This window comes from Microbacterium sp. MMO-56, from assembly GCF_037146215.1.
In the GTDB taxonomy this organism is placed as follows: domain Bacteria; phylum Actinomycetota; class Actinomycetes; order Actinomycetales; family Microbacteriaceae; genus Microbacterium.
Window position 1 is genome coordinate 48,191 of record NZ_JBBCVW010000019.1, and the last position, 18,835, is coordinate 67,025.

Consider the following 18,835-nt stretch of genomic DNA (forward strand, 5'->3'; position numbering starts at 1 on the left):
TCTGGTCACCCCACCCAGGTTCGGGGTCGCCTGTGGTCACCCCACCCAGGTTCGGGGTCGCGTGTGGTCACCGCCACCCAGGTTCGGGGTCGCCACTGGTCGCCCACCCAGGTTCGGGGTCGCCTGTGGTCACCCCCACCCAGGTTCGGGGTCGCCACTGGTCGCCTCAGCCCGCCCGACCCGACAACATGCGACCCCGAACCTGCACAGCTCACCCGGGAACGCGAGGGGCGCGGGGGCGCGGCGGCTTGGACGAGGGGCACGACCAACCCAGAACCAGGCCGAACCCCGGAACCAGGCCGAACCCGGAACCAGGCCGAACCCCGGAACCAGGCCGAACCCCAGAACCACGCCGAACCCCAGAACCACGCCTAACCCCAGAACCAGGCCGCCCCCCACCCGCTACCAGCTGACGGGGAGAGCCTTCCCCTCCTCGTAGCCGGCGGCGGACTGCAGCCCCACCGTCGCGCGCTCGTGGAACTGCGGCACCGTGGACGCACCGGCGTAGGTGAAGGAGGAGCGCACGCCCGACGTGATCATGTCGAGCAGGTCCTCCACCGACGGACGCAGGGGGTCGAGGTAGATCTTCGACGACGAGATCCCCTCGGCGAACAGCTCCTTGCGCGCACGCTCGTAAGGGTCGAGCCGTCCGAAGCGGCCCTGGACGGCCTTGGTGGATGCCATCCCCCACGACTCCTTGTAGACGCGGCCGGTCTCGTCGACCTGTAGCTGCCCGGGAGCCTCGATGGTCCCCGCGAACCAGGAGCCGATCATGACCGAGGCGGCGCCGGCGGCCAGGGCCAGCGCGACGTCGCGCGGGTAGCGCACGCCGCCGTCCGCCCACACGTGCGCCCCGAGGTCTGCGGCGGCCTGTGCGGTCTCGAGCACCGCGGAGAACTGGGGGCGTCCGACGGCGGTCATCATGCGGGTCGTGCACATCGCGCCGGGTCCGACACCGACCTTGAGGATCGACGCACCGGCCTCGACGAGGTCTCGCGCGCCCTCACCGGTCACGATGTTGCCCGCCGCGACCGGGATGCCGAGGCCGAGCCCCGCGACGGTGCGCAGCGCGCGGAGCATCCCCTCCTGATGTCCGTGCGCCGTGTCGACGACCAGCACGTCCACGCCGGCGGCGACCAGGGCTCGCGCCTTCGCCGCGACGTCGCCGTTGATCCCGACGGCCGCGGCGACGATGAGCCGTCCGTCGGCGTCCACGGCGGGCCGGTAGAGCGTCGTGCGGAGCGCCGTGCGCTGCGACAGGGTCCCCACGAGGAAGCCGTGGTGGAGGACGCACACGGTCTCCGACTCGGCGGCCACGATCAGGTCGAACGCGTGGCGGGCATCCGTCACATCGTCGGCGTCGATCGACGGGGTGCGGCCGCGCACGAGGTCGCCGAGCCGGGCATCCGGCAGCGCCGTCCCCAGACGCGTGGCCGGCACGACGCCGAGGATGTCGTCGACGTGGAGCCGCGGCGACACCTCCCGCGCCACGACGATGCCGTGCCCGGCGGTGGCGGGCAGCAGCGCGGCCGCCTCCGCCACGGTCGCGTCCGCGGAGAGGACCACGGGGCTGTCCCAGCGCACCGGCTGGTCCTTGACCCAGCGGATGGCGGCGTCGAGGTCCTGCAGGGGCATGTCCTGCGGCAGGACGCCCAGGCCTCCGCGGCGGGCGAGCGCGGCGGCGAGGCGTGGCCCGGTAACGGAGTTCATGTTCGAGGAGACCAGCGGGATCGTCGCGCTCGTGCCGTCGCCGGGCGACAGGTCGACGTCGAGCCGACTCGTGACGTCCGAGCGTCGCGGGACGAGGAAGACATCCGAGTACGTCAGATCGACCGTGGGCTGGGCGCCGGAGAAGTGCATGCCTCCACGGTACCGGCGTCAAACCTGGGATACCCTTGATGGATGTGTGCGTGAGGGCCCGCACAGGTCCCGCGCCTTCTGAACTTCATCGACGAAAGCAGGCGCTACCGTGTCCAGTCAGGTGACCGGCGTGGGGACTTCGAACGACGGCGATTTCGGAGCCAATGAATGGCTCGTCGCCGAGATGTACGACCAGTTCGCGAAGGATCGCAACTCGGTGGACCAGTCCTGGTGGCCGGTCCTGGAGGCGTACGAGAAGTCGCAGCAGGATGCCGGAGGTGCGGCACCGGCCGCCGCCCCCGCCCCGGCGGAGCCCGCGCCGGCCGCGACTCCGGCGGCCTCGGCCGAGCCGCGCCCCCTCACCGCGCCGATCCCCGTGGTCGGCGCTCAGCCCGTCGCCCGCACGACGGCCCGCCCCGCCGCCCCGCAGCCCGTCCCCGCGCAGGCGCCGCACACCGCCCCCGCTCAGCCCGCCGCAGCCCGCGAGGACGTCGTCACCCCGCTGCGCGGCATGCCGAAGACCCTCGCGGCGAACATGGACGAGTCGCTCACCGTCCCGACCGCGACGAGCGTCCGCACGATCCCGGCGAAGCTCATGATCGACAACCGGATCGTGATCAACAACCACATGTCGCGCACCCGCGGCGGCAAGGTGAGCTTCACCCACCTGATCGGCTGGGCCCTCATCCAGGCGCTGAAGGTGTTCCCGAGCCAGAACGTGTCCTACGCGGAGATCGACGGCAAGCCGTCGGTCGTCGCGCCCGCCCACATCAACCTGGGCATCGCGATCGACCTGCCCAAGCCGGACGGCTCGCGCGCGCTCATGGTGCCGAGCATCAAGCAGGCCGAGTCCCTGACCTTCGGCGAGTACCTCGCCGCCTACGAGGACCTCGTCAAGCGCGCCCGCGGGAACAAGCTGACGGCCGCCGACTTCCAGGGCACGACGATCTCGCTCACCAACCCCGGCGGCATCGGCACGGTGCACTCGGTGCCCCGTCTCATGAAGGGCCAGGGCTGCATCGTCGGCGCCGGCGCCCTCGAGTACCCGGCCGAGTTCCAGGGATCGAGCGAGAAGACCCTCGTCGAGCTCGGCATCGGCAAGACGATCACCCTCACGAGCACCTACGACCACCGGGTCATCCAGGGCGCCGGCTCGGGCGAGTTCCTGAAGATCGTCCACGAGCTGCTGATCGGTCAGCGCGGCTTCTTCGAGGACATCTTCGCCGCGCTGCGCATCCCCTACGCGCCGATCCACTGGGCGGGCGACATCAACGTCGACATCGCCGAGCGCGTCGACAAGACCGCCCGCGTGCAGGAGCTCATCAACGCCTACCGCGTCCGCGGCCACCTGATGGCCGACATCGACCCGCTCGAGTACGTGCAGCGCACGCACCCCGACCTCGAGATCGAGAACCACGGGCTGACGTTCTGGGACCTCGACCGCGAGTTCGTCACGGGCGGGTTCGGCGGCAAGCGCGTGCTGAAGCTCCGCGACATCCTCGGCGTCCTCCGCGACTCGTACTGCCGCACGATCGGCCTCGAGTACATGCACATCCAGGACCCGGCCCAGCGCAAGTGGTTCCAGGACAACGCCGAGGTCAAGTACCAGAAGCCCGGCCACGACGAGCAGCTGCGCATCCTCGACAAGCTCAACCAGGCCGAGGCGTTCGAGACGTTCCTGCAGACCAAGTACGTCGGGCAGAAGCGCTTCAGCCTCGAGGGCGGCGAGTCGCTGATCCCCCTCCTCGACGAGATCCTGCAGGGCGCCGCCCGTGCCGAGCTCGACGGCGCCGCGATCGGCATGGCCCACCGCGGCCGCCTGAACGTGCTGACGAACATCGCCGGCAAGACGTACAGCCAGATCTTCCGCGAGTTCGAGGGATCGGTCGCGATCGGCTCGAAGAGCGGGTCGGGCGACGTCAAGTACCACCTCGGCACCGAGGGCACGTTCGTGTCGGATGCCGGTGCGGAGCTCCCCGTCTACCTCGCCGCGAACCCGTCGCACCTCGAGACGGTGGACGGCGTGCTCGAGGGCATCGTCCGCGCCAAGCAGGACCGGATGCCCATCGGCTCGTTCTCGTGGCTGCCGATCCTCGTCCACGGCGACGCGGCGTTCGCCGGCCAGGGCGTCGTCGTCGAGACGCTGCAGATGTCGCAGCTGCGCGGATACCGCACCGGCGGCACGGTGCACGTCGTCGTCAACAACCAGGTGGGCTTCACGACCCTCCCGCAGGACGGGCGCACGTCCGTCTACGCGACGGATGTCGCCAAGACCATCCAGGCCCCGATCCTGCACGTGAACGGCGACGACCCCGAGTCGGTCGTCCGCGTCGCCGAGCTCGCCGTGGCGTACCGCCAGCAGTTCCAGCGCGACGTCGTCATCGACCTCGTCTGCTACCGCCGCCGCGGCCACAACGAGGGCGACGACCCCTCGATGACGCAGCCGCTCATGACGAACCTCATCGAGGCGAAGCGTTCGGTGCGCCGGCTCTACACCGAGTCGCTCGTGGGACGCGGCGACATCACCGAGGAGGAGTACGAGAAGGCCAAGCAGGACTTCCAGAACCGCCTCGAGATCGCCTTCGCCGAGACCCACGCCGCCGAGACCGGCACGACCGGCATCGTCACCCCGACGACCGGGGGCGTGGAGCAGGCCGTCGGCGAGCCCGACACGACGGGCGTCTCGACCGAGGTCGTGCACCAGGTCGGCGACGCGTTCGTCAACAAGCCCGACGGCTTCACGGTGCACCCGAAGATCCAGCAGCTGCTCGACAAGCGCCTCGACATGAGCCGCAAGGGCCAGATCGACTGGGGCTTCGGCGAGCTGCTCGCGTTCGGCTCGCTGCTCATGGAGGGCACGAACGTCCGCCTCGCCGGCCAGGACGCCCGCCGCGGCACGTTCGTGCAGCGGCACTCGGTCATGCACGACCGGGCGAACGGTCAGGAGTGGCTGCCGCTGGCGAACCTCTCGGAGAGCCAGGGACGCTTCTACGTGTACGACTCGCTGCTCAGCGAGTACGCCGCGATGGCGTTCGAGTACGGCTACTCCGTCGAGCGCCCCGACACGCTCACGCTGTGGGAGGCGCAGTTCGGCGACTTCGCCAACGGTGCCCAGTCCGTCATCGACGAGTACATCTCGGCCGCCGACCAGAAGTGGGGCCAGCAGTCCGGTGTCGTCCTGCTCCTGCCGCACGGGTACGAGGGCCAGGGACCGGACCACTCGTCGGCACGCATCGAGCGCTACCTGCAGATGTGCGCGCAGGACAACATGACCGTCGCGCGCCCCTCGACCCCGGCGTCGTACTTCCACCTGCTGCGCCGTCAGGCGTACGCGCGCCCGCGTCGGCCGCTCATCGTCTTCACCCCGAAGGCGATGCTGCGCCTGCGCGGTGCGACCAGCAGCGTCGAGGAGTTCACGACGGGCCGGTTCGAGCCGGTGATCGACGACGGCCGCGGGCTCGACGGATCGTCGGTGAAGCGGGTCCTGCTGCACTCGGGCAAGATCCACTGGGACCTCGTCAGCGAGCTGGAGAAGAAGCCGAACCCCGAGATCGCCCTCGTGCGCCTCGAGCAGCTGTACCCCGCTCCGATCGACGAGCTCAACGCGGTCATCGACCGCTACCCGAACGCCGAGATCGTCTGGGTGCAGGACGAGCCCGAGAACCAGGGCGCGTGGCCGTTCATCGCCCTGGAGGTCGTCAAGCACCTGCACGGCCGGACGATCAGCCGCGTGTCGCGTGCCGCGGCGGCATCGACGGCGACCGGCTCACCGAAGGTCCACGCCCGCGAGCAGGCGGCGATCATCGAGAAGGCGCTGACCCTCTAGCACCCGCCCAGCCGCCCGCCGCGGCGAACTCCGCAGATCGCGACGAACTCCGCATCCGGATCTCCCATCCGGTGCGGAGTTCGTCACATTCTGCGGACCTCGTGCGCGGCGCGTCACGACCGATAGGGGCGCGGCGCGGGATGATGGCGGGATGACACGGAGGACGACGTGGACGTCACACTCGTGCTGAACCCGGCGGCGCGCGCCGGCGCCCGGACAGGGGTCGCGATGCGCACCGCCGAGCGGCTGCGGGCCGGCGGCGTGCGGGTGACGATGGTCTCGGGCGGCAGCGCCGCCGAGACGACCGCCCTGCTGCGCACGGCGCTGGGTCTGGGGACCGACGCGGTGGTCGTCGCCGGCGGCGACGGGACGGTGTCGCTCGCGATCCAGGAGCTCGCCGGCACCGGTGTCCCGCTCGGGATCGTGCCCGTCGGCACCGGCAACGACCTCGCCCAGGCCCTGGGGCTCCGCGACCTCGACGCCGACGGAGCGGCGGCCGCGGTGCTCGCGGGCCGCACCCGCACGATCGACCTCGCCCGCGCGGTGCGACCCGACGGATCGAGCGTCCTCTACGCCACCGTGCTCGCCGGCGGGTTCGACTCGAGGGTGAACGACCGCGCGAACCGGATGCAGTGGCCGCGCGGCCCGCGGCGCTACACGGTCGCCATCCTCATCGAGTTCCTGACGCTGCGCGGCATCCCCTTCGACGTCGACCTCGAGCTCGCCGACGGCCGTGCGGTGCGTTCGTCCGGCGACCTGATCATGGCGACGGTGGGCAACGGCCCGTCCTACGGCGGCGGCATCCCCATCTGCCCCGACGCCGACCTCGAGGACGGACTGCTGGATGTCACGCTCGTGCGCCCGATCGGACGGATGCGGCTGCTCCGGCTGCTCCCCCGCGTCTACCGCGGCACCCACACCTCCCTCGCCCCGGTCGAGACCTTCCGTGCGCGCCGCGTGCGCCTCTCCGCGCCGGCGGTGACGGCATACGCGGACGGCGAGCCGCTCGGCTCCCTGCCCCTGGAGATCCAGCCGGCGCCACGTGCGCTCCGCGTCTTCACACGCGCGGCGCCGCCGGCAGCACGATCCGCGCCCGGGTCCCCTGACCTTCCCGTGAGGTGAGCGCGACCTCTCCCCCGTGCCGCTCCACGATCGTGCGCACGAGCGCGAGCCCGAGTCCCGACCCCGGGCGATCGCGCGCGTTGCCGGCGCGGGCGAGCTCGTCGAAGACCCCGTCGAGATCGTCGGCGGGGATGCCGCGTCCGGTGTCGCCGACCTCCAGCACGACGGCTCCGGCCTGCTCGTGACCGCGCACCTCGATCACGTCGTCGGCCTCCGAGTACTTCGCGGCGTTCGAGACGACGTTGAACAGCGCGGCGAACAGAAGGTCGGGGTCGCCGGTGACGCCGGGCAGGGGCCACGGCGCGGCGGGCAGGGTCACGATCGCCTCCCGGCCGTGCGCGTCGCGGATCGCGTCGACGACGTCGGCGACGAGCTCTCCGACGTCGACGCGCGACTGCTCGATCGGCGCGGTCCGCAGTTCCGACAGCTTGCGGAGGTCGCCCACGAGGCGGCCGAGCCGCGCGGTCTGCGCATCGATCGTCTCCAGCTGCGGCGTGGGCTGCACGCTGGCGGCGACGGCGGCACGCACCGCCGTGATGGGGTTCTTCAGCTCGTGGTCGAGCCGCGCGAGGAAGCGGCGGTGCTCCGACGCCGCCTCTTCGCGCATCGCGGCCCGGGCGCGGGCGGCGGCATCCCGCACGGAGCGCCGCCACAGCACTCCGAGAGCGACGGTCGCGGCGAGCGCCGCCGCAGCTACGAGGAGGGCCGCCGGGATCGACGCCTCGATGACGAGCGTGCGCGCGTCACCGCTCACGGCCGTCACCGCCGCCGCCACGGCGAGCAGCGCCGCGGGCGCTGCGGCCAGAGCCACGAGCAGACGGGAGCCCCGACGATCCCTTCCCGCCGTCATGCGCGCCGCACCTCCGCGCGGAAGCGGTAGCCCGCGCCGGGCAGGGTCTCGATGTACTGCGGTGCGGACGCGTCGTCGCCGAGGGCCGCGCGCAGTTCCGCGATGCGGTGATCCACCGCGCGCGTGTGCGTGGCGAAGTCGACGCCCCAGAGCGCCGAGAGCAGCCTCTCCCGGGTGTGCACCTCGCCGGGCCGGGCCATGAGGTACTCGAGCAGCTGGAACGCCTTCGGCGTCAGCGAGACCTCACCGCTCCCCCGCCACACACGGCGCGCCGGGCGGTCCAGCCGCAGGTCGCCCGCCGTGAGGACCTGCGAGCTCACGAGGGATGCGCTGCCGGCGGCGGCCCGGCGCAGGACGGCGCGGGCGCGGGCCACGAGCTCCTGCGGATCGAACGGCTTGTTCAGATAGTCGTCGGCGCCCTCGTCGAGGGCCGCGGAGCGCTCCCCCGACTCTCCGACGCGGGTGAGGAGGATGGTGGGGGTCGCATCCCCCGATGCGCGCAGCCTCCGCACCAGCTCCCGACCGTCCATGAGGGGCATGACGATGTCGCTCACCACCAGGTCGGGATGCCAGAGCTCGACCGCCGCCAGCGCATCGCGTCCGTTCGCCTCGACCCGCACCCGGAAGCCACTGCGTTCCAGGTAGGGGGCGAGACCGTCGGTGATCGAGCTCTCGTCGTCGACGAGCAGCAGTCGCGGCGCGGAGGTCATGACGGGATGCTATCGATCAGGAGATCGGCGTCGTCGCGTTCATCACTCCCGCGTCGCGGACGACGGGTGCGCCGCGCTCCCAGCCGACGAGGTTCGCGTCCGCGTCGGCGCTCAGGACGATCTCGTCGGCGGACTCGACGATCACGATCGAGCCGTCGTCGTCGATGCTCACGCGTCCGACGGCGGGCAGCAGCACGGTGGCGCCCACGGCGGCGATCGTCACGTCGCGGCACTCGCCCGCGACCTCGACGACGAGGGCGTCGGAGTTGCGGTCCACCGTGAGCGCACCGTCGGCGCAGGTGAGGTGCTGGGTGACCGAGTCCGCCCACGTGGTGCGGTGCAGCCGCGCCATGCGCTCGTCGTCGAGCAGCGGCGTGGATCCGGTCGCGGCATCGGAGGGCGCGACGGACGGACTCGAGGCGCTCCCGGTGGCGGGCGTCGAGCCGGTCGCCGGAGTCGGATCCGCCGCCGGCGGGCCGGAGACCGAGACCGTGCAGCCGGTGAGGGCCGCACCGGCGATCAGGATGCTCAGGGACAGGAGCGCGGAACGGGTCGTGGTGTTCATGCCGTCCACGCTACGAGAGAGTCGTCGCGGCGGTGTCGCGGTCGTGTCGCGATCTCGCGACACGACGCGGTCAGTGGTGCGTGGCCTGCTCGGAGCGCAGTCGCGCGAGCACCTGGTCGCGCAGCTCCTCGGGGGCCGTCTCCTTGCACGCACGGGCGATGACCGCCGTCAGGGTCGTCGCCACGAGCGCCTCGTCCCGGCACGCCGGGCAGTGCTCCAGGTGCTCGGTGATGTCGGCGTGCTCCGTGCGGCACACCTCGTTGCGGAGGTACTCCTCCAGGTCCTTGCGTGCCTTGTCGCAGCCGCAGTCGCTCATGTCGTGCTCCCAGATGATGAAGAAGAGGCGGCGGGCGCGGGCACGTCGATGCCCCGCTCGCGCGCATAGTCGGCGAGCAGGTCGCGCAGCAGTCGTCTGCCCCGATGCAGACGGCTCATGACCGTGCCGATGGGTGTTTTCATGATGTCCGCGATCTCCTGATACGCGAAGCCCTCGACGTCGGCGAGGTAGACCGCGAGACGGAAGTCCTCGGGGATCGACTGCAGCGCATCCTTGACGATGGACGCCGGCATGTGGTCGATGGCCTCGGCCTCCGCCGATCGCGAGCTGGTCGCGGTCGTCGACTCGGCACCGCCGAGCTGCCAGTCCTCGAGCTCGTCGATCGTGCCCTGATAGGGCTCGCGCTGCTTCTTGCGGTACGTGTTGATGTACGTGTTCGTGAGGATCCGGTACAGCCACGCCTTGAGGTTCGTGCCCTGCGTGAACGAGGACCAAGAGGCGAACGCCTTAACGAACGTCTCCTGCACCAGGTCGGCGGCGTCCGCCGGATTCCGCGTCATCCGCATGGCGGCCGCGTACAGCGGGTCCATGAACGGCAGCGCCTGCTGCTCGAACTGCGCCCGCCGGTCCGCCTGCGGCGGGTTCTCTGACTGCACCTGCTCTTCCATCGCGGCCCAGTCTACGTCGGCGTGTTCGGCGATATCGGGCGCCAGCACGGCTGTCAACGGATACACCTTCTTTCGGTCGCGTCTGACGGGTTCGTTAGGGTAGAACCCGATGACCACGACCGGGTATTCCCCCTCTCCGCATTCTCCTTCGCCGGCATGGGCCGCCCCCGTCGCGGACGGCCCCGTGCACGCGACCGTCACGGTGCCCGCGTCCAAGTCCCTGACCAACCGCAAGCTCGTACTCGCCGCCCTCGCCGACGGACCCTCGACCCTCGGTTCGCCGCTGCACTCGGACGACTCCGATCGCATGGTCGAGGCGCTGCGCACCCTCGGCGCCGCCATCGACGAGGTGCCCGGCGAGGGGGCCTTCGGTCCCGACCTGCACATCACACCGCCGCCCGTGCTGCGCGGCGACGTCACCGTCGACTGCGGACAGGCGGGCACCGTCATGCGCTTCATCGCGCCGCTGGCCGGTCTGGCGGAGGGCGATGTCACCATCACCGCCCACGAGAGTGCTCTGCACCGTCCGATGGGCGAGATGATCAAGGCGCTGCGCGAGATCGGCGCCGACATCGACGACGGCGGGCGCTGGGCGCTGCCGTTCACGGTGCGCGGCCGCGGTCACATCCGCGGCGGCGAGGTCACGATCGACGCGAGCGCGTCGAGCCAGTTCGTCTCGGGCCTGCTGCTGGCCGCTCCCCGCTTCGACGTGGGGCTGCACCTCATCCACTCCGGTGAGCGCCTGCCCTCGGTCCCCCACATCGACATGACCGTGGAGACCCTCGCCCGTCGGGGCATCCAGGTCGAGCACCCCACGCCGAACGAATGGGTGGTCCCCGCCGGGACCCCCCGGGGGCGCGACACGGTGATCGAGCCCGACCTGTCCAACGCGGCGCCCTTCCTCGCGGCGGCCCTGCTCACCGGCGGAGCCGTGACGATCCCCGGGTGGCCGCCGACCTCGACCCAGCCGGGTGCGCTGCTGCCCGAGATCCTGTCCCTCCTGGGCGCGCGGGCGGTGCGCCGCGGCGGCGCGCTGACGGTCACCGGCGCCGGGACGATCGCGGGCGTCGACCTCGACCTCACCGCGGCGAGCGAGCTGACCCCGACGCTGTTCGCGCTGGCCGCGTTCGCGGACGCCCCGACGACGCTCCACGGCATCGGGCACATCCGCGGCCACGAGACCAACCGCATCGACGCGCTCATCGGCAATCTGCGCGCGCTGGGCGGCGAGGCGGAGGAGCTGCCGGACGGCATCCGCATCATCCCGCGACCGCTGCGCGGCGGTCTCTGGCGCGCGCACCATGACCACCGCATGGCCACCGCCGGCGCGCTCATCGGCCTGGTGGTCCCGGGCGTCCAGATCGACGACATCGGCACGACGGCCAAGACGATGCCGGAGTTCCCCCAGCTGTGGCTGCGGATGCTCGATCGCGACGAGACCACGGAGTCCTGAGCGGGTCCGTGCGATGAGCTGGCTGGACGACTTCGACGATCCCGACGACGAGCCGGAGTTCGACGAGTCCGACGTGCGGGTGCGTCCGAATCCGAAGGCGAACCGGCCCCGCACCAAACGTCGCCCCGCGCACGCGGATGCCCGCATCGCCCGCGTCCTCGGCGTCGACCGCGGACGGTACACGGTGCTGATCGACGAGGACGGCCCCGACGAGCACGTCGCCCTCGCCACGCGCGCCCGTGAACTGCGCAAGCAGCCCATCGTCACCGGCGACCGGGCCCGCGTCGTCGGCGATGTCACGGGCGACGACGGCACGCTCTCGCGGATCGTCGGCATCGAGGAGCGTACGTCGCTCCTGCGCCGCAGCGCCGACGACACCGACCAGGTGGAGCGGGTCGTCGTCGCCAACGCCGATCAGATGCTCATCGTCGTCGCCGCGGCGGATCCCGAACCGCGTCCGCGCCTGGTCGACCGCTACCTCATCGCCGCGCTGGATGCGGGGATCCATCCGCTCCTCGTGGTGACCAAGACAGATCTCGCCGATCCCTCGGCCTTCCTCGGCCACTTCGAGGGCGTCGACGACCTGCAGGTGTTCACGAGCGGCCACGGCGACATGCCCGTCGACGAGATCGGCCGCCACCTCGTGGGTCACGCGACGGTGTTCGTGGGTCACTCCGGCGTCGGGAAGTCGACGCTCGTCAACGCCCTCGTGCCGACCGCGGATCGGGCGACCGGCCACGTGAACGAGGTGACCGGGCGCGGCCGCCACACCTCGAGCTCGACGGTGTCCCTCCGCTACGTCGGCGACGCAGGGCGCGGGTGGGTCATCGACACGCCCGGTGTGCGGTCGTTCGGTCTCGGCCACGTGGACCCGGCGAACATCCTCCGTGCGTTCAGCGATCTCGCCGCCGTCGCCGAGGACTGCCCCCGGGGGTGCACGCACCTGCCGGACGCCCCCGACTGCGCCATCGTCGAGGCCGTCGCGGACGGACGCCTGGGCGAGCGCGGCGCGGCCCGCCTGGACTCGCTGCAGCGTCTGCTCGCGACGTTCGCCGCCTAGGCTGGTCGACATGACGCAGCTCGCTCCCGGAGACCTCGCCCCCGCCTTCCGCCTCGTCGATCAGGACGAGAAGCCCGTCGCCCTGGAGGATCTGCGCGGCGGCGGGGTGATCCTCTTCTTCTACCCGGCGGCGATGACGCCGGGCTGCACCACGGAGGCGTGCGACTTCCGCGACAGCCTCGCTCCCCTCCAGGCGGCCGGCTACACGGTGCTGGGCATCTCGCGCGACGACCCCGCGAAGCTCCGCGCCTTCCGTGAGCGCGACGGACTCACGTACGACCTGCTCAGCGACCCCGATCACGCCGTGCACGAGGCGTACGGCGCGTGGGGAGAGAAGATGAACTACGGCAAGGTCGTCGAGGGCGTCATCCGCTCCACCTTCGTCCTCGACGCCGACGGCCGCATCGTGCAGGCCCTCACGAACGTCAAGGCGACCGGTCACGTCGCCCGACTGCGCCGGCTCCTCGGCGTCGACTGAGCGGATCGCCGCGGCGGCGCGTCACTCCGGCGGGCTGGACGAGGGTCGACGCGCCGCCGCTCGGCGCGCGGCGGCGAACAGCACGACGAGACCGACGATGGCCGGCGCGGCGACGAGCAGGGCGAACCCGAGCGCCGGGGCCGGACCGGTCAGGGCTCCGAGGGCGACGGCGAGCATCAGCAGCTGAGCCACGATGCCGCCCGAGCGACCCCACGACGCGCCCCGCGCGGTGCCGACGGCGAACGCGGCGACGGCGACGGCGCCGATCACCGTCAGCACGATGAGCGCGATCGAGGTGCCCGTGTCGTCGGAGTCTCCGCCGACGAGCGCGACGGTCTCCCACCCGGCGACCACGAAGAGGGCGACGCTTTCGAGGGCGAGGAGTCCGGCGGCGACACGTTCGGGAGGGGTCATGGTCTTTTTCCTGGTCCGAGCACACTTCTCGCGGCGGCCCAGAGGATATCCTCAGCAACCCCGCGGGGAAACGAGCGGTTCACCCTTGATTCATCCCCATACGCATGGGACGATAGATCGAGCAGTGTGCTCCCACAGCGAAGTGGGGCGAGCCGTCCGGCTCGCACACCCACCAGGGTATCGGACACCCGAGTCCTACCCCACATCACTTCACTTCCCGCATCAAGGAGCACCACACTATGGACTGGCGCGACAAGTCTGCCTGCCTGACCGTCGACCCCGAGCTGTTCTTCCCGGTCGGCAACACCGGCCCCGCCGTCGAGCAGATCGAGAAGGCGAAAGCCGTGTGCGCACGGTGCACGGTCACCGAAGTCTGCCTGCAGTACGCCCTCGAGACCGGTCAGGACTCGGGCGTGTGGGGCGGGCTCTCCGAAGACGAGCGTCGCGCCCTCAAGCGCCGCGCCGCCCGCGCCCGTCGCGCCAGCTGACCGCGCCGCTCAGTCCCGCGGGCGGGTCTCGCTGCGCGCGAGGTAGCGCATCGGGATGTCGATGGTCACCTCGGTGCCCGACCCCATGATCGTGTGCCAGTCGATCGAGCCGCTGAGCTCGCCCTGGATGAGCGTCCGGACGATCTGCGTGCCGAGGCCCCGACCGACCTGCCCCTCGGGCAGACCGACGCCCGTGTCGCGCACCTTGACGTCCAGGCGCTCCGGCGTCCGTTCGACGATGATCTCGACCTCGCCCTCCTGATCGGCCAGGCCGTGCTCGACCGCATTGGTGACGAGCTCGGTCAAGGCGAGCGCGAGCGGTGTCGCGTACTCGCTCGGCAGCGTCCCGAACGTCCCGGTCTTCATGGTGCGGGCGCGCGTGTTGGGCGAGGCTGCGACCTCCGCGATCAGCTTCAGGACGCGGTCGAAGACGTCGTCGAAGTCCACGTTCTGCGCGAGCCCCTCCGACAGCGTGTCGTGCACGACGGCGATCGCCGCCACCCGGCGCATCGCGTGCGTGAGGGCGTCGCGCGCCTCGTCGGAGTGCGTGCGACGGGACTGGATGCGCAGGAGCGAGGCGACGGTCTGCAGGTTGTTCTTCACGCGATGGTGGATCTCGCGGATCGTCGCGTCCTTCGTGATGAGCTCCTGCTCCTGGTGACGGATCTCGGTCACGTCCCGGCAGAGGACGATCGCGCCGATGCGATGCCCGTTGTCCTTCAGCGGGATCGTACGCAGCGAGACGGTGACGCCGCGCGCCTCGATGTCCGCGCGCCACGGCGCTCGTCCGGCCATCACGATCGGCAGGGACTCGTCGACGTCGCGTCCCTTGGGCAGGATGCCCGTCGACACCTCCAGGAGCGACTCCCCCTCGAGCTCGTCCTCGAACCCCAGCCGGTTGAACGCCGACAGGGCGTTGGGGCTCGCGAAGGTCGTCACACCGTCGACGTCGATGCGGATGAGTCCGTCCGACGCCCGCGGCGCGCCGCGGCGCGGAGAGGTCGGCGCCGCCAGGTCGGGGAAGTCGGCGGCGGCCACCATGCCGAACAGATCGTCGGCGCAGTCGTTGAAGGTGATCTGCTGACGGGACGGCGTGCGCGCCTCGCCGAGGTTGGTGTGCCGGGTCAGCACGCCGATGACGGTCGGTGTGCGCTCGGAGGTTCCGCGCTGACGGACGATCGGCACCGCGCGCACGCGCGTCGGCGTCTCCTCGAACCAGTCGGGCGAGGCGGAGTCGACGATCTCGGCGCGGGTGAACGCGTCGCGCACCTGCGTGCGCCACTGCGGTCGGACGAGATCGCCCACGATGTCGCGGTAGAAGAGGGTCGCGGCACCGCTCGGCCGGGTGTGTGCGACGGCGATGAACGAGTCGTCGGGCGTCGGCACCCAGATGACGATGTCGGCGAAGGCGAGGTCGGCGAGCAGCTGGCCGTCGCCCGCGAGACGATGCAGCCACTCGACGTCCGCCTCGGTGGAACGGCCCTGGGCATACACGAGATCGCTGAGCGTCGACACCTCCCCAGCCTATTGCGCGCCTCTCGCCTCACGTGCACGACGCCGCGGGGACCGCGGCACGGGCGCGCCTCCGGCACCCGGCGGCTCGATCGCCTCCCCCACGAATCTGCGCACCGCCGTCGCGAGGGGCGACCGCGGTGCGACGCGCGCAACCGGCTGGGCGGCGAGCGCCGCCGCGTCCGACGCCTTCGGGTCCCACGGGACGAACCACACCTCGCGCGCGTCCAGATAGCGCTCCAGGGTGCGGCGAACCTGACCGCGGGCATCGAAGCCGAGCGCGGTCGTGCGCAGCTTGTTGACGACGATCTTGACCGGCGTGCCGCCGGCGACCGCGCGCAGCTCGGCGTGAGCCCGGACGAAGCGTGCGACGCCGACGGGGTCGGCCGCCATCACCGCCACGACGAGGTCGGCGGCCCGCACCGCCGCCACCGTCGCCGCGTTGCGTCGCGGTGCGTCGAGATCGCTGACGATCTCCTCGTCCTGCTCGAGCGAGTGCGCGACGTCGACGATGGTGTCGTCGGCCCACTCACGGCAGTGTGCGAGCGCCGCGGTGACGCGGTCGTTCCCCAGCTCGGGCCACCGCCCGGGGCGGTTGATCCCCGTCAGCACGTCGACGACGCCCACCGGTGCCGCCAGCGGCAGCGCGATGCGCTGCAGCTCGGCGGTCGTCAGCGCCCCTCGCTGCGCCTGTCGGCAGGCCGCCGCGAACCCCGGGCCCTCGTCGGCGAGACCCGTCGCGAGGGCGACGGAGGGTGCGTGCGCGTCGGCGTCGACGAGGGCGACGCGCCGGCCGTCGCGCGCCAGCTCGCACGCGAGCTCGATCGCGAGCGTCGTGCGTCCCGGCGCACCGGCCGCACCCCAGACGACGATCACCCGACCCCGCGGCGGATCCGGCGGCGGCGCCGTGCTCGGCGCGAGGAGACCTGCGGCATCGGCGTCCTCCCGGCGGACGTCGACACCGAACCGCTCGGCGAGCCGGCGTTCGGAGTCGTCGGCGCAGAGCGCGACGATGCGGACGCCGAGCCGGTCGCAGGCGGCGACCAGGGGTGCCGTGAGGGTCGCTCGCCGCGCCTGCAGGATGAGCAGGTCGCTGCGCGCCAGAGCGTTCCAGAAGGATGCGGCCGCGCGTGTCTCCGTCGGTGCGGACGCCGCCTCGGCGGGGTCGGTCGCGGCGACCTCGAGACGCACCGCGACTCCCGCGTCGGCGAGCTCGCGGGTGAGCGCCTCTGCGCGCGGAGCATCGACCGCGACGACCACGGCGGGTCCCGTCGCCGACGGCGCCCCGCGGATCACGGTGCGGCCCCGGCCACGGGCACGACCGACAGACTCGCACCCTGCGCGATCGCGGCGAGCGTGTCCGCGACGGACGCCCTGTCGATCACGACTTCCACCGCCGCACCGGCGCCGCCCAGCATCGACGTGTCCGCGGCGACCGAGACGACGGTCGCCGCGGACACGAGGATCCGCGGCACGTCGAATGCGCCCCGCTCTCCCCGCGGAGCCGACCAGATCTCGACCGCCGCGCCCTCGCGGACGGCGGCGGGCGGTTCGGTCGTGGTGCGCACGACGACGGGGGGCGTGCGCACCGCCGCCGCGTCGACGAGGGCGTCGCGGGGCACGAGGTGACCCGCGGGCACGGTCCGCGCGACGACCATGCCGGGCTCGAGCGTCGCGGGCGAGAGGTACACGCCCTCCAGAGAGCCCAGCGCGACGTCCACGACCTGCAGGTCGTCGCCGGAGACCGCGTCACCCGGCACGAGGGTGCGCGCCGAGGCGAAGACCGCCACCGTCTGCCGCGCGGCGGCGACGACCAGTGCGACACCGCCCACGCAGGCGACGACGAGCGCGATGCCCAGGAGGAAGCGCAGGTCCGCCCAGAACGCACGGGTCCGGGGTCGTGCGGCGGGGTGTTCGGTCATCGCCCCATGCTCGCCGGTCCGGCGGGCGACGCACCGAGGTTATCCACAACCGCCCGGGGCCTCGCGCCGTCGGGAACCGGGCGGTCATAATGTCGTCATGCCCGAAACCCCCCTCGGCGGCACACGCATGCTCGCGCCCGCCCAGGTCGCGGAGATGCTCCAGCTCTCCGTCGACGAGGTGATCGCGCTCGTCCTCGACAGCCGGCTGCGGGGCGCGCGCCTCGGATCCCCCGCGCGGTGGCGGATCGAGGCGGACAGCGTCGAGGACTACCTGGACGATCAGGCGGAGGAGGCCCGCCGCATCGCGCTGTGGCGCGAGTCGCGCACCGCGAGCTTCCCCGAGCTGTGGGGACGCAGCCGCGCGGGCGGTGACGGAGCCGTCACATGAGCTCGACGGGAGCGTCGAGGCGGACCGCGCGGACGGCGACGAACGGGACGACGCGGTAGCCGGTCACATTCCCCATCCGGCGGGGTGCTCCCGGCTCGTGCAGCGCGAGGTCGAAGTGGTCGGCCCCCGCTCGATCGATCGTGCCGCTGCGGGTGCTCCCGTCGACGAGTCGGACGGTGACCGGCGTCCGACGACGCACGAGGTCGCGCAGCACGAAGCCGAACCCCATGCGCAGCGCGAGGGACGTGCCGGGCTGCGCGTCGCGGACCGCCTCGAGGACGACCTCCGCGGGAGCGCCCAGTTCGACGATCGCCGCGATCGGGACGATCGTCGCGAGCGGCGAGGCGGCGTCCGACACGATCGCGCACCAGTCCGCGCCCACCCGGGTGAGATGCCCGACGAGCGGCGCCGCGTCGCCGACGTGGAGGCTCACCGCCTTCCGCATCCGCGAGATCGCGACGAGCCGGTCGTGGAGGGGCACCCGCGCGATGCGCAGCCGCTCGGCCTCGGTGTCCAGCGCGGCACGCTCGGCCTCCCACTCGGAGTCGAGCTGATCCTCCAGATCTTCGAAGAACCGGTCCCAGTGCACGCCGCGACAGTACGGCACGGGCAACCGTCGCGAGGCAGCTATCCACAGGTGAAGGGTTTCTCATGCGCTCCGCGGTGCGCCTGTGGTGTACTCGGTCCACGTCGCGCCGGCGTCCGTGAAAACCTTCTCACGGCCCGCCGAGACGTATGGGGACGCGCATGCGGCAGAACCGCGGCGTGCCCACCGATACGACACGAGGAGGTTGCCATGGTCTCGACGTCATCCGCCCCGGACCCGCGGCCACCTCGGTCCGGGTCCGCCCTCGAGGTCGAAGAGTACTTCGCACCCCAGCGCACCCCCACGCGGGACCTGCCCGATCCCGACCCCCTCCTCGCGAACCTCACGATCGGCCTGCTCGAGGTACTGGCGGGTGTCCGCGAAGCGGACCAGCTCGCGCGATGGCTGGGAGAGGACGCCTTCCGTGCCCTCGTCACGCGGGCGAACCTGGCCGCCCGTGCACGCAGCGCCCGCGGCGTGACCCCCGCGCGACCGTCCTACCGCATCCTCTCGACCCGCTCCTCGTCGCCGGCCGACGGGGTGGTCGAGGGCGTCGTCATCACGGCGGGACCGGCACGCACACGGGCGGTCGCCGTCCGCCTGAGGGCTGGGACGGGCGCTGGCGCGCCACATCGCTCGCGGCGCTGTGAGCCTCG

Annotated in this window: 18 protein-coding genes and 1 pseudogene; 8 read left to right on the plus strand and 11 right to left on the minus strand. The window is 72.1% G+C overall.

Going from position 1 to position 18,835, the window contains the following annotated elements:
- Positions 1-402: 402 nt before the first annotated feature.
- Positions 403-1,860 (minus strand): GuaB1 family IMP dehydrogenase-related protein, encoded by a 1,458-nt coding sequence (locus tag WFI00_RS15295; RefSeq protein WP_336633259.1) that lies wholly within the window; start codon positions 1,858-1,860, stop codon positions 403-405.
- Positions 1,861-1,969: 109 nt separating this feature from the next.
- On the opposite strand from WFI00_RS15295, the gene WFI00_RS15300 reads away from it, so the two are divergent.
- Both WFI00_RS15300 and WFI00_RS15305 read left to right on the plus strand, forming a co-directional pair.
- Positions 1,970-5,686, plus strand: a complete 3,717-nt coding sequence (locus tag WFI00_RS15300; RefSeq protein WP_336633260.1) for a multifunctional oxoglutarate decarboxylase/oxoglutarate dehydrogenase thiamine pyrophosphate-binding subunit/dihydrolipoyllysine-residue succinyltransferase subunit — start codon at positions 1,970-1,972, stop codon at positions 5,684-5,686.
- A 168-nt stretch (positions 5,687-5,854) separates the two neighbouring features.
- Positions 5,855-6,808, plus strand: a complete 954-nt coding sequence (locus tag WFI00_RS15305) for a diacylglycerol kinase (protein ID WP_336633261.1) — start codon at positions 5,855-5,857, stop codon at positions 6,806-6,808.
- On the opposite strand, the gene WFI00_RS15310 is transcribed toward WFI00_RS15305, so the two are convergent.
- From WFI00_RS15310 to WFI00_RS15330, 5 genes are all read right to left on the minus strand, one after another.
- Positions 6,744-7,658 carry a sensor histidine kinase gene (locus WFI00_RS15310; RefSeq protein WP_336633262.1) on the minus strand — a complete coding sequence of 305 codons (915 nt, stop codon included), beginning with the start codon at positions 7,656-7,658 and terminating at the stop codon, positions 6,744-6,746. The two genes, WFI00_RS15305 and WFI00_RS15310, sit on opposite strands and share 65 nt — an antisense overlap.
- Entirely contained in the window at positions 7,655-8,368 is a 714-nt protein-coding gene (locus WFI00_RS15315) for a response regulator transcription factor (RefSeq protein WP_336633263.1), read from the minus strand. The genes WFI00_RS15310 and WFI00_RS15315 overlap by 4 nt, the downstream gene beginning before the upstream one ends.
- Positions 8,369-8,384: 16 nt before the next feature.
- The gene (locus WFI00_RS15320; protein ID WP_336633264.1) at positions 8,385-8,933 is read right to left on the minus strand and encodes a hypothetical protein; all 549 of its coding nucleotides are present in this window, start codon (positions 8,931-8,933) and stop codon (positions 8,385-8,387) included.
- 70 nt (positions 8,934-9,003) lie between these two features.
- Positions 9,004-9,249 (minus strand): zf-HC2 domain-containing protein, encoded by a 246-nt coding sequence (locus tag WFI00_RS15325; protein WP_336633265.1) that lies wholly within the window; start codon positions 9,247-9,249, stop codon positions 9,004-9,006.
- Positions 9,246-9,878 (minus strand): sigma-70 family RNA polymerase sigma factor, encoded by a 633-nt coding sequence (locus WFI00_RS15330; RefSeq protein ID WP_336633266.1) that lies wholly within the window; start codon positions 9,876-9,878, stop codon positions 9,246-9,248. Before WFI00_RS15330 ends, WFI00_RS15325 begins: the two co-directional genes overlap by 4 nt.
- A 109-nt stretch (positions 9,879-9,987) precedes the next feature.
- Here WFI00_RS15330 and aroA point away from each other — a divergent pair, with 109 nt between their 5' ends.
- Genes aroA through bcp form a run of 3 tightly spaced genes read left to right on the plus strand, consistent with a single transcriptional unit; the run spans position 9,988 to position 12,869 of the window.
- Positions 9,988-11,331: a 3-phosphoshikimate 1-carboxyvinyltransferase gene (gene aroA, locus WFI00_RS15335; protein WP_336633267.1), complete on the plus strand. Its 1,344-nt coding sequence runs from the start codon at positions 9,988-9,990 to the stop codon at positions 11,329-11,331.
- A gap of 13 nt (positions 11,332-11,344) precedes the next feature.
- Entirely contained in the window at positions 11,345-12,391 is a 1,047-nt protein-coding gene (rsgA, locus tag WFI00_RS15340) for a ribosome small subunit-dependent GTPase A (RefSeq protein ID WP_336633268.1), read from the plus strand.
- Positions 12,392-12,401: 10 nt separating this feature from the next.
- Positions 12,402-12,869, plus strand: a complete 468-nt coding sequence (gene bcp, locus WFI00_RS15345) for a thioredoxin-dependent thiol peroxidase (protein ID WP_336633269.1) — start codon at positions 12,402-12,404, stop codon at positions 12,867-12,869.
- Positions 12,870-12,890: 21 nt separating this feature from the next.
- Here the strand turns inward: bcp and WFI00_RS15350 are convergent, their stop codons facing one another.
- Positions 12,891-13,283, minus strand: coding sequence for a histidine kinase (locus tag WFI00_RS15350; RefSeq protein ID WP_336633270.1), 393 nt, complete (start codon positions 13,281-13,283; stop codon positions 12,891-12,893).
- A gap of 239 nt (positions 13,284-13,522) precedes the next feature.
- Between WFI00_RS15350 and WFI00_RS15355 the strand changes: the two genes are divergently transcribed.
- The gene (locus WFI00_RS15355) at positions 13,523-13,771 is read left to right on the plus strand and encodes a WhiB family transcriptional regulator (RefSeq protein ID WP_196324119.1); all 249 of its coding nucleotides are present in this window, start codon (positions 13,523-13,525) and stop codon (positions 13,769-13,771) included.
- Positions 13,772-13,780: 9 nt separating this feature from the next.
- On the opposite strand, the gene WFI00_RS15360 is transcribed toward WFI00_RS15355, so the two are convergent.
- The 3 genes from WFI00_RS15360 to WFI00_RS15370 are packed head-to-tail and all read right to left on the minus strand — an operon-like array spanning position 13,781 to position 17,205.
- Positions 13,781-15,286 carry a sensor histidine kinase gene (locus WFI00_RS15360; protein ID WP_336633271.1) on the minus strand — a complete coding sequence of 502 codons (1,506 nt, stop codon included), beginning with the start codon at positions 15,284-15,286 and terminating at the stop codon, positions 13,781-13,783.
- Positions 15,287-15,295: 9 nt separating this feature from the next.
- A complete protein-coding gene (locus WFI00_RS15365) occupies positions 15,296-16,543 on the minus strand; it encodes an AAA family ATPase (RefSeq protein ID WP_336633272.1) in 1,248 nt (415 codons plus the stop codon).
- Between the two features lie 32 nt (positions 16,544-16,575).
- Positions 16,576-17,205, minus strand: coding sequence for a hypothetical protein (locus WFI00_RS15370; RefSeq protein ID WP_336642372.1), 630 nt, complete (start codon positions 17,203-17,205; stop codon positions 16,576-16,578).
- A gap of 97 nt (positions 17,206-17,302) precedes the next feature.
- Between WFI00_RS15370 and WFI00_RS15375 the strand changes: the two genes are divergently transcribed.
- Entirely contained in the window at positions 17,303-17,593 is a 291-nt protein-coding gene (locus tag WFI00_RS15375; RefSeq protein WP_336633274.1) for a helix-turn-helix domain-containing protein, read from the plus strand.
- Here the strand turns inward: WFI00_RS15375 and WFI00_RS15380 are convergent.
- Positions 17,586-18,182, minus strand: a complete 597-nt coding sequence (locus WFI00_RS15380; RefSeq protein ID WP_336633275.1) for a hypothetical protein — start codon at positions 18,180-18,182, stop codon at positions 17,586-17,588. The two genes, WFI00_RS15375 and WFI00_RS15380, sit on opposite strands and share 8 nt — an antisense overlap.
- 207 nt (positions 18,183-18,389) lie before the next feature.
- Here WFI00_RS15380 and WFI00_RS15385 point away from each other — a divergent pair.
- Positions 18,390-18,829 (plus strand): annotated as a pseudogene (locus WFI00_RS15385) (Rv3235 family protein).
- Positions 18,830-18,835: the final 6 nt, after the last annotated feature.